General features: G+C 50.8%; 9 protein-coding genes. All 9 read right to left on the bottom strand.

The annotated features are described in order from the left end of the window. Window positions 1-67: 67 nt before the first annotated feature. Window positions 68-796, bottom strand: a complete 729-nt coding sequence (gene pssA, locus DEP07_RS04455; protein WP_063231134.1) for a CDP-diacylglycerol--serine O-phosphatidyltransferase — start codon at window positions 794-796, stop codon at window positions 68-70. Window positions 797-913: 117 nt separating this feature from the next. Beyond that, window positions 914-1990 carry a DNA integrity scanning diadenylate cyclase DisA gene (gene disA / locus DEP07_RS04450; RefSeq protein WP_287102179.1) on the bottom strand — a complete coding sequence of 359 codons (1077 nt, stop codon included), beginning with the start codon at window positions 1988-1990 and terminating at the stop codon, window positions 914-916. 9 nt (window positions 1991-1999) lie between these two features. Continuing rightward, window positions 2000-3367, bottom strand: coding sequence for a DNA repair protein RadA (radA, locus tag DEP07_RS04445; protein WP_063231136.1), 1368 nt, complete (start codon window positions 3365-3367; stop codon window positions 2000-2002). 100 nt (window positions 3368-3467) lie between these two features. Further along, window positions 3468-5918, bottom strand: a complete 2451-nt coding sequence (locus DEP07_RS04440) for an ATP-dependent Clp protease ATP-binding subunit (protein ID WP_122966816.1) — start codon at window positions 5916-5918, stop codon at window positions 3468-3470. 73 nt (window positions 5919-5991) lie between these two features. Continuing rightward, window positions 5992-7062: a protein arginine kinase gene (locus tag DEP07_RS04435; RefSeq protein WP_122966817.1), complete on the bottom strand. Its 1071-nt coding sequence runs from the start codon at window positions 7060-7062 to the stop codon at window positions 5992-5994. Between the two features lie 20 nt (window positions 7063-7082). Then, complete coding sequence (locus DEP07_RS04430) at window positions 7083-7601, bottom strand: UvrB/UvrC motif-containing protein (RefSeq protein ID WP_063231139.1); 519 nt, start codon at window positions 7599-7601, stop codon at window positions 7083-7085. A gap of 33 nt (window positions 7602-7634) precedes the next feature. After that, complete coding sequence (locus DEP07_RS04425; RefSeq protein WP_063231140.1) at window positions 7635-8099, bottom strand: CtsR family transcriptional regulator; 465 nt, start codon at window positions 8097-8099, stop codon at window positions 7635-7637. Between the two features lie 263 nt (window positions 8100-8362). Continuing rightward, entirely contained in the window at window positions 8363-9037 is a 675-nt protein-coding gene (locus DEP07_RS04420; protein ID WP_173598084.1) for an HAD-IA family hydrolase, read from the bottom strand. Between the two features lie 31 nt (window positions 9038-9068). Beyond that, window positions 9069-10190, bottom strand: coding sequence for an MGDG synthase family glycosyltransferase (locus DEP07_RS04415; protein WP_063231142.1), 1122 nt, complete (start codon window positions 10188-10190; stop codon window positions 9069-9071). Window positions 10191-10441: the final 251 nt, after the last annotated feature.

Here is a 10441-nt window from a genome sequence, read left to right as displayed (position 1 = left end):
GCCCATGCTGGGCGCACCAAAAACGAAAAACCCGCACATCGAAGTGCGGGTTTTTTCATTGTCTGGCTTATTCAAATGGCACAGATTCTTCTTCTTTGTTTTTCCGCTTGCGTAATTTTTTGACGAGAAAGTCAACGTTTTTTTTTATTCCGTACAGGGCGTAAAAGGCAAGCGGCAAGAAGACGATCTTCGGAAACTGTTGCGGATACTTGATCGCAACAACGACGACGATGGCGATAATAATGGGCGTAATCCAGTAAGCGGATTTTGGAATCCCGACCTTTTTGAAGTTGGGATACTTGACCTTCGATACCATGAGGAAGGCGAGGAGCAGCATGCTCACTGCAAGCAGTACCGGGTTGAAAACCTGGTGATAAAGCGCAAGAGTCGCCAGCACACCGCCGGCAGCTGTGATTGGCAATCCGATGAAATATCCCGGAACCCCGGCCTGGACGTTGAATCTCGCCAGACGGAGCGCCCCACAGATCGGGAAGATGGCCGTAATGAGAATCCCCAGCAGATCGAAGTGCTGAAGGACAACAACATACATGATGAAAGCCGGAGCTATCCCAAACGTAATGACGTCAGAAAGCGAATCGAGTTCCTTTCCAAACTCACTTTGCGCATTCAACATACGAGCGACGCGTCCATCCAACCCGTCGGCCAGCATGCCGATGATCACCGTGATCGCCGCATAATCGACGTAATGATCTCCTCGAAACGCAAGAATAATTGCCAAGACTCCCAGAAACAAGTTGCTTACGGTTAGCATGTTCGGCAACGATTTCACGAACATAGACTACCTCCTGATTTCTTTTGCAGAGGAGACAGTGTATCCTGTCAAGCTGACTTTCGCTTTCAAGTCCCCTGGGCAAATGTTGAATAACAAATAATGCCTTTATCCTATTCTACTTTAAATGTGCCTGTCAATGAACACTTGTTCCTGAATCCGTTTCAGACCCTCTTTGATCGCCCTGGCCCGCACCTCTCCAATCCCCTCTACTTCGTCTAATTCCTGAATCGTTGCCATCATAATTCTGGGCAAATAATGGAAATGTGCGACGAGGTTTGTGATGATAGAAATTGGCAATCTGGGGATTTTGTACAAAATTCTGTAGCCCCTGGGCGACACCGACTCCTCCAGCATGCTGGCGCTTGCCGAAAATCCGAGAACGCGCAGGAAAGACCCCAACTCCAGCACTTCCTCCGAGCTTAGCTTTTTCATTTCGCCCAGTACAAGCTCAGGAGCGTAAGACGAATCTTTGGCGTAATCGCGAATAAGCATGTGCGCTTCTTCGCCAATATTCGACACAAGCTCCTCCAATTGCATGCTGACAAGTCTGCCTTCGACACCAAGTTCACATATGTACTTGGAAACTTCCGTCTTGATCCGAAGCACCATCTCGATCCGCTGCAGCACAGAAGCAACTTCATGCAGGGTGACCAGTTCCTCAAATTCCAGAGCGCCCAGGTTGGTCATCGTCTGATCCAGCACGGCCTTGTATTTTTCCAGGGTGGACACAGCCTGATTGGCCTTGGCTAAAATGACGCTGATTTCATTCAGCACATAGCGGAAATTCCCTTGATACAACGTGATAACATTGCGTCGTTGCGATATGGCGATGACCAGGTAGTTGGTGTTGATGGCCGTTCGTTGCGCCGTCCGATGTCGCGTCCCTGTCTCGCTGGTATGGATGGATGCCGGCGGGAACAGTTGCGTATTGGCATACAAAATTCGCTTGGCGTCTTCACTTACTATAATCGCCCCATCCATCTTCGCCAATTCATACAAATGGGCAGGAGAAAAATCGCAATTGATGGAAAAACCGCCATCGACGATTTGCTTCATTTCCGGTCCGTAACCAACGACGATCAGGCCGCCGGTTTTTGCGCGCAAAACATTTTCCAGCCCTTCACGAAGCTGCGTTCCGGGTGCGACCAAACGAAGCACATCGCCGAACAGCGGAGTTCTTTTGGTGTTCTCCTGCATATCCCGCCCTTACCTCCTTATCACCTCGTTCAAAGCATCTGCGATATTGCTGACCCCGATCACCTGAATATCGTCAGGAGCATCCAGGCCGCGAATATTTTTCTCCGGGATGATTACGCGTTTGAAGCCGAGCTTATGCGCTTCCCGCACGCGCTGTTCGATGCGCGATACGCCACGCACCTCTCCCGTCAGACCGATCTCCCCGATCACCACATCATGCGGATTCGTGGCGTGGTCGCGGAAGCTGCTGGCAATGCTGACCGCGATCGCCAAGTCGACAGCCGGCTCATCCAAACGAACGCCCCCTGCGACATTGACATACGCGTCCTGATTTTGCAGCATCATCCCCATGCGCTTTTCCAAAACAGCCATGATCATCGCCACACGCTGATGGTCGACGCCTGTAGCCATTCTGCGCGGCGTAACGAAGCTGGTTGGGGCTACGAGTGCCTGAAGCTCGACCAGGACGGGACGAGTGCCCTCCATGCTCGCTACGACGGTGGAGCCTGCCACGCCAAAAGGACGTTCGGCCAGAAAAATTTCCGAAGGGTTTGCCACCTCTTCCAGACCGCGATCTTTCATCTCGAAAATGCCGATCTCGTTTGTCGAACCGAATCGATTTTTGACAGCACGCAGGATTCGGAACGTATTGTGGCGCTCGCCCTCAAAATAAAGGACCGCGTCCACCATATGCTCAAGCATGCGCGGACCTGCAATCGAACCTTCTTTGGTCACGTGGCCGACAATAAAGGTCCCGATCCCTTTGCCTTTGGCGATGCGCATCAGTTGAGCGGTAGCCTCACGCACCTGTGCGACACTTCCGGCTGCGGATTGAACCGTGGGATGGAAGACTGTCTGGATCGAGTCAATGATCAATACGTGAGGGTCTACTTGATTAATATGCTGCTCGATCAAATCCAAATCATTTTCTGCCAACACAAACATCGGGGGTGTTTGCATATGCAGGCGATCAGCGCGAAGCTTGATTTGTTTTGCCGACTCCTCGCCTGATACGTACAGCACTTTGGCCCCTTTATGAGCCAAGGCAAAAGAGGTCTGCAACAGCAACGTAGATTTCCCGATACCCGGATCGCCGCCGACCAGTATAAGGGAGCCTGGTACCAGCCCGCCGCCGAGAACACGGTTCAACTCTCCGATCGTCGTGTCCATGCGCGGTTCTTCTGCACTGGCGACCTGCGTCAAAGGAATAGCCGCCTGACGCGTACCGCCGCTGATTCCTTCATGACGAGGGGCTGCTTTCACTGTCACTTCCTCGACCAACGTGTTCCAGCTGCCGCAGCCAGGGCATTTTCCCATCCACTTAGGCGATTCATAGCCACATTCTTGACACGCGTATTTCGTTTTATACTTTGACATAATCGCACCCTCACTTGGAATTTCTTTTCTACTTTTATCATAGTTACGCATTGAAAAAAAGAATACCTCCCAGAACAGGAGGCATTCTTTGCTATTTTGCTTACGATTTGGTTTTTTCCAGTCGCTTGACAACCAGCTTGCCATCTTCGGCTTCGATGTTGACCGTATCGCCTTTGCTGATGTTGCCTTTGAGCAGTTCTTCCGACAAATTGTCTTCGATATGGCGCTGGATGGCGCGACGCAACGGACGCGCACCGTATGCCGGGTCGAAGCCCTCTTTTGCCAGCAGCTTTTTGGCTTCCTCGGTCAGTTGGAAGTCGATGCTCTGCTCTTTCAAACGCTTGCGCAGCTCGTCGGTCATCAAGGACACGATTTGCTCGATGTGCTCCTGCTCCAGAGAGTGGAACACGATCACTTCATCAATACGGTTCAGAAATTCAGGGCGGAAGCTCTTTTTCAGCTCATCCATGACTTTGTCCTTCATATCCTGATATTTCTTCTCGGTGTCGTTGGTAGTGAAACCGAGTGTCGTATTTTTCTTGATCATGCTTGCACCTACGTTGGAGGTCATGATCACGACGGTGTTGCGGAAGTCTACTGTGCGTCCTTTGGAATCAGTCAATCGGCCGTCGTCCAGCACCTGGAGCAAAATGTTGAATACATCCGGGTGCGCTTTTTCGATCTCATCCAGCAGGATGACCGAGTAAGGCTTGCGGCGCACTTTTTCCGTCAGCTGACCGCCCTCGTCAAAGCCTACATACCCTGGAGGAGCCCCTACGAGACGTGCTGTAGAGTGTTTTTCCATGTACTCGGACATGTCGACGCGGATCATGGCGTCTTCATCTCCAAACAGTGTCTCAGCTACAGCGCGAGCGAGTTCGGTTTTCCCTACACCTGTAGGGCCGAGGAAAATAAACGAACCGATTGGACGTTTCGGGTCCTTCAAGCCAGCGCGGGCACGGCGGATCGCTCGGGAAATCGATTTGACCGCTTCGTCCTGGCCGATAACACGGTCGTGCAAAATATCTTCCATTTTCAACAGGCGCTCTGTTTCTTCTTCCTTCAGCTTCAGCACCGGAATACCAGTCCAGCTGGCTACCACAGTGGCGATGTCCTCAGGAGTTACTTCCATGTTCAACTGGCCTTGACGCTCTTTCCAGTCTTTTTTCGTTTTGTCGAGTTCCTCGCGCAGCTTCTGCTCCTGATCACGGAGTGCAGCAGCCTCTTCAAACTCCTGCGATTGCACGGCAGCGTCTTTTTCCTTGCGCACTTCTTCCAGACGCCCTTCCAGCTCCTTGAGGTTAGGCGGGACGGTGAACGATTGCAAGCGCACTTTGGAAGCCGCCTCATCGACGAGGTCGATGGCTTTGTCAGGGAGGAAACGATCGGTAATATAACGGTCAGACAGCTTCACTGCCTGCTCGATAGCTTCGTCGGTAATTTTCACACGGTGGTGGGCTTCGTAACGGTCGCGCAAGCCGTGCAAGATGCGAATCGCGTCCTCGGCAGTCGGCTCATCCACCTGAATCGGTTGGAAGCGACGCTCCAGCGCAGCGTCTTTTTCGATGTACTTGCGGTATTCGTCCAGGGTGGTTGCCCCTACGCACTGGAGTTCACCACGAGCCAGCGCCGGCTTGAGAATATTGGAAGCGTCGATTGCGCCTTCCGCCCCGCCAGCCCCGATCAGCGTGTGCAGCTCATCGATAAACAGGATGATGTTTCCTGCCTGGCGAATTTCGTCCATGATTTTTTTCAGGCGGTCTTCAAACTCACCGCGATATTTGGTTCCCGCCACTACTGTTCCCATATCCAGCGTCATGACGCGCTTGTCGCGGAGAGTTTCGGGAATCTCGTTGTTCACGATTTTTTGAGCCAGACCTTCTGCAATGGCCGTTTTCCCCACACCAGGCTCCCCGATCAAGACAGGGTTGTTCTTGGTGCGTCTGCTAAGTACCTGAATCACACGCTCGATTTCTTTTTGGCGGCCAATGACAGGATCAAGCCCGCCATCGCGTGCAATCGCAGTCAAGTCCCGTGCCAGACCGTCCAGAGTAGGCGTATTCGCTGCCGGATTGCCGCCGGAAGGCTGATGCGACGCCATCATTTCGGAGCTTCCCAGCAATTGCAGCACCTGCTGGCGCGCCTTGTTCAGACTGACTCCCAAGTTGTTCATGATTCTCGCAGCGATGCCTTCGCCTTCGCGGATCAGGCCGAGCAAAATGTGCTCTGTTCCTACGTAAGTATGGCCGAGCTTGCGCGCTTCATCCATGGACAGTTCAATTACTTTTTTCGCACGAGGTGTATAGTTTGGGGTGTAATTACTACCGGACTGCTCTGTTCCCCGTCCGATCAACGACTCCACTTCGCTCTGGATTTTATCGAGACCAAGCCCGAGCGATTGCAATGCCTTGGCAGCAATACCCTCGCCTTCCCGAATCAGTCCCAGCAGTACATGCTCAGTCCCAATATCCTTGTGGCCGAGACGCACCGCCTCTTCCAGGGCAAGCGCCAGTACCTTTTGTGCTCGTTCTGTAAAACGTCCAAACATCATATCGTACACCTCCGTGTAACCATGTTTTTTCTCTATAGGTTAACTGCTGTGATGCCTTATGTCTGAGAAACAATCAAGCTGAGCCCGTCGTACTGAGCCTCTCCCGAATCAGCCGAGCCCTTCTCTCGTCCCGCTGGTCTGGCGTCAACTTTTGCCCTGCATGCTGCTGCAAGAAGCCAGGCTGGGTTGTTACCAACAGCTCGTTCATCACCAGTGGCGATACTCCCGAGATAATGCCCAGGTCAATGCCAAGGCGCACATCGGAGAGGCGTTGAGCTGCTTCCTTGGACTCCACAGTGCGTGCATACATCAAGATGCCGTAGGAACGGAAGATGCGGTCTTCCAAAGATATGCGTGTATGCTCCAGCAAATAAGTACGGGCAACGCGTTCTTGCTCGATAATTTGTCTGGCTACGCCATACAGGTTGGAGAGAATATCGCTTTCCGACATCCCGAGCGTAACTTGGTTGGACAGCTGAAACAGGTTTCCTAGTGCTTCGCTGCCTTCCCCGTAAATTCCTCTAACGACGAGGCCAACCTGATTGATGGCCTGCAAAATTCTGCTGATTTGCTGCGTCATCACCAGTGCTGGCAGATGCAGCATGACGGAAGCCCGGATGCCTGTGCCGACGTTGGTCGGACAGCTTGTAAGGTAGCCTCTCGTCTCGTCGAACGCGAAGTTTAAATTTTTCTCGAAAACATCATCTATTTTTGTTCCTATTTCCCATGCTTCGTTCAGGCGAAACCCCGGCAGCAGCACCTGGATTCGAATATGATCCTCTTCGTTTACCATGATGCTGACCGACTCGTCAGGACTCAACAGCACAGCACCTTTTCGCGATTCCTCCGCCAAGTGAGGGCTAATCAGATGCTTCTCCACCAGCACCCGCTTTTCCAACGGGTTGATCTGGTCCATGTTGAGGACTTGAAGCTGCTGGAGCTTGCGCATGGCCTCCGATTCGCTCACTTCCGTCACCTTTCTGACGACTTCTTCCCCTTGCGAGTCTGTCGCCAGTAACGGAAAAGGGTGCTGGCGCAGGTTTCGGGCGATGCGCAGCCGTGTGCTGATGACGATATCGGAATCAGGACCTTCTCCTTTCATCCAATTGCTCCACGGGTTTTGCATAAACTGCTGTTGTGACATGACCAGCTTACCTCCCCTTGTTACGATTGAGCGATTTTTTGTTCCAGCGCACGTATCCGGTCACGCATCTCTGCCGCTTTTTCAAACTCTTCACTGGCGACATGGTTTTGCAACGCACGCTTTAGTTGTTCCAGCTCTTTGCGGATTTTCAACTGTCCGCCTGTGCGCTCCGGAACCTTGCCGCTATGCTGCGTATTGCCATGGATACGGCGGAACAACGGATCGAGTCGATCGCCCAGGAAGGTGTAGCAATCACTGCAACCGAAGCGGCCGCTTTTGCTGAACTGGGCATACGTGAGTCCGCAAGTTTCGCAACGGAGCGGCTTACTGGTGGCAGGCTCGCGTCCGTTTTTTTGCATGGGGTCAAATTTTAACAGTCCTGAAAGGAGATTGTTGATGCTGAAATTGTGAAATCCGGTAAAGACGTCCCCTTTTTCGGAAGCGCATTGCTCACAAATATGGTATTCGGTTTTCTCGCCGTTGACGATTTTCGTCAAGTGCAGTGTCGCCGGTCGTTTTCCGCATTCCTCACAGTTCATTACATCCTACCCCCTAACACATACATGCTTCGCTTACTTCAACAAGATAGCCGCAATCATCTGCTTTAAAATATTTGCCCGCAAACGATCTCGCAATTCAGCATCCAGAGTCAAAACATTTCGTGAGGTTGCGATTTTCATCAAGGTCGCTTCCCTGACATTGACCAGTCCTTCTTCGAACAGCCTTTCCACAATCGCGTTCCCCACACTCTGCGAAATGCTTTCTCCAATCAGTTCCTCGGTCAGCAATTCCTGCAATCGCGCCTTGCTCACAATCTGTACCTTGCGAATGCGGATGTAACCCCCGCCTCCACGCTTGCTTTCTACAATGTACCCTTTTTGTACAGTAAATCGCGTGTTGATGACGTAATTGATTTGCGACGGTACACATTGAAATAAGTCGGCAAGCTCACTACGCTGGATCTCGACCGAGCCATTAGGACTTTGTGTCAAAATGCCTTTCAAGTGCTGTTCAATGATGTCCGAGATGTTACGCAAGTCATCGCCTCCTATTCCATATGTGTCATCTACTGACTTTGACTATCTTTGACTTTAATTATAATGGGTTTATGGCGCCCTTGCAAGTGATCCATACACTTTCTAGTGTGGGCAAAATCCGGTCGCTTGAAACCATGCAAAACAGTCAGGTGGCGAGCCTTTTGTCGGGCATAAGCGACAAGCGTTGCACTCTTTTTACGAAAAATGTCGGGTTGCTAAGTATGAAAAAAACCACTCCCTAAAGGAATGGTTTATGTCAGGCTCTATGATTTGGTGTCGATCGCTGGCAAATGATCCAGCAATTGCGGGAAATCTGTAATGATCATATCGGCTCCATCCAGCTCTCCCGGTTTGGCAAAACCAAAGTCGCAACCGACTGTAAACAAGCCGTTTGCTGTCCCGGCCTCGATATCCGAGTGACGATCCCCCACCATGTACGCGTGCGCGATGTCATAGTCAGAGAGGAGCTTTGCCACCAGATCATTTTTCGAGCGCGTACGGAACCTTCCTGCGGAGTACAAATCCGTCAACAGCGGTTTTAGTCCATACTCTTGGCATATGGCCTCGATGTACTCCTCTTGTCCGTTGCTCGCGACAAACAGAGGAATCCCCTGGGCGTGAAGCTGTTCCAGAGTTGACCTCACTCCTGGGTATAAATCGGTCACTTTTTCCTTCAGCAAGGCAATTTCATTTTCCAGCAAAAAAGTATCTGCGGCGTGGACTGCTTCTTCACTTGCTCCTGGCAACAGCTTTTGCCAAACTTGCTCGATGGTCATTCCCAGTACATTGACCAGGTCTTCCTCGCTCGGCGTCTCGCCTTGCCACAAGCCTGTTTCTCTCAATCGTTCAAACGTCCGCACAAAGGCGGGCGTCGACAACTTTTCCGTTTGCAGCAATGTGCCATCCATGTCGAAGAAAATAGCAAACGGTATACTCATAGGCAACCCCCTGTCAGTGCTTCCGAGAACATTAGTCTGTTTCAGCCTGCACCATGCTCATGTCGTCCAAAATAAATTCGGCGATGCGCTGAGCGGCATCCGGCTTTGATATTTTTTGTCCCATGCGTCGCATATAGTCAACTTTTGATGGACTGTGCAACAATTCATCGATAAAGTAAATGAGCTGCTCCGACAAATTGGCATGTACAGCACAGCCGTTGTTCAACAGGAAGTGGCTGTTCCGTTCTTCCTGTCCAGGCAACGGGTTGTAAATAATCATCGGCACCCGTTTGCTCATGACCTCGGCTGAGGTCAGTCCGCCAGATTTGGTCACGATTAAATCGGCAACCTCCAGATACTCGTGAAAATTGTTGATAAATTTAAGCGGGACTACCTCGTGACGATAGCTTCTGTTCGTCACTTTTTTGTACAGCTTCTCGTTGGTTCCGGTCAACACAAACGTTTTCAGCGGAAGGTTGATCGCTTCCAGCCCATCGAGGACCTTTTCCATCGAACCAAGGCCAAGACCTCCACCAGAGAGAATAATGCATTTTTGCTCCGGTACAAGTCCAAGCTTTTGCCTGATCTCATTGGCGTCGAGTGGAGTGCGGAATTTATGCATAATAGGAATCCCCATGGGAATGAACTTCTGGTGATCTTGTCGGTAAATATCAACCAGATAGTACAGCTGTTCATGCCCAATGAAGTAGTAATTGATATGATGATTAATCCATGACGGGTGGATCGTATAGTCCGTAATGATTGTATAGATCGGCTCGGTCCAGTCATTTCTGCCCTTCAGTACGGACAGCATACAGCTGGCAAAAGGGTGCGTCGCAATAAACGCGTCCGGCTGAACACTGTTAATCAGTTTCTTCAACTTGTTTGCCAATAACTTATTCATCAGGACGTTCATATCAAAAAAGCGGCTTTTTTCGGTATTATGGTAAATTCTCCCCCACATTTTGGGTGAAAGTCTCAACAAGTTCATGTAACTTTCCAGCAAGATCTTGTGAAATGTGGGACTGATATATTCCAGCGTATCGATGATCATAGATGTACAACCATTCTCAGCCAGGCTTTCCTGCATTGCTCTCGCTGCCTGATTGTGACCGTTACCGATGGAAGCGGAAAAGATTAGAATTTTTTTCATGCCTATTCTCCTTCATAACCTTGCCTCGCCTACTCCAACGCCTGGATCAGGTACCTTCTCATGTTAGTCTACCCCCAGACCGATCTGCAAGAGGGAACTTGTCGGTCGATCGGCCTAACTTGTCGACAAAAAATTCACTCGTTACCAATAGGCACTAAAGCTGTCGTATCCTTAAATACAAAAACCTCCTTACCCATTGTTGGGCAAAGAGGTTCGTTTCATTCCCTGAAAACTGAATACGCATGATTGCT

Source organism: Brevibacillus sp., assembly GCF_003521185.1.
Taxonomy (GTDB): domain Bacteria; phylum Bacillota; class Bacilli; order Brevibacillales; family Brevibacillaceae; genus Brevibacillus; species Brevibacillus parabrevis.
Note: the sequence above shows the minus strand (reverse complement) of the source record. Positions and strands in the feature narration are given on the sequence as shown.

Excerpts from the sequence above, each read along its gene's own strand:
- pssA (WP_063231134.1), bottom strand. The coding sequence starts at position 796 with ATGTTCGTGAAATCGTTGCCGAACATGCTAACCGTAAGCAACTTGTTT.
- disA (WP_287102179.1), bottom strand. The coding sequence starts at position 1,990 with ATGCAGGAGAACACCAAAAGAACTCCGCTGTTCGGCGATGTGCTTCGT.
- radA (WP_063231136.1), bottom strand. The coding sequence starts at position 3,367 with ATGTCAAAGTATAAAACGAAATACGCGTGTCAAGAATGTGGCTATGAA.
- DEP07_RS04440 (WP_122966816.1), bottom strand. The coding sequence starts at position 5,918 with ATGATGTTTGGACGTTTTACAGAACGAGCACAAAAGGTACTGGCGCTT.
- DEP07_RS04435 (WP_122966817.1), bottom strand. The coding sequence starts at position 7,062 with ATGTCACAACAGCAGTTTATGCAAAACCCGTGGAGCAATTGGATGAAA.
- DEP07_RS04430 (WP_063231139.1), bottom strand. The coding sequence starts at position 7,601 with ATGAACTGTGAGGAATGCGGAAAACGACCGGCGACACTGCACTTGACG.
- DEP07_RS04420 (WP_173598084.1), bottom strand. The coding sequence starts at position 9,037 with ATGAGTATACCGTTTGCTATTTTCTTCGACATGGATGGCACATTGCTG.
- DEP07_RS04415 (WP_063231142.1), bottom strand. The coding sequence starts at position 10,190 with ATGAAAAAAATTCTAATCTTTTCCGCTTCCATCGGTAACGGTCACAAT.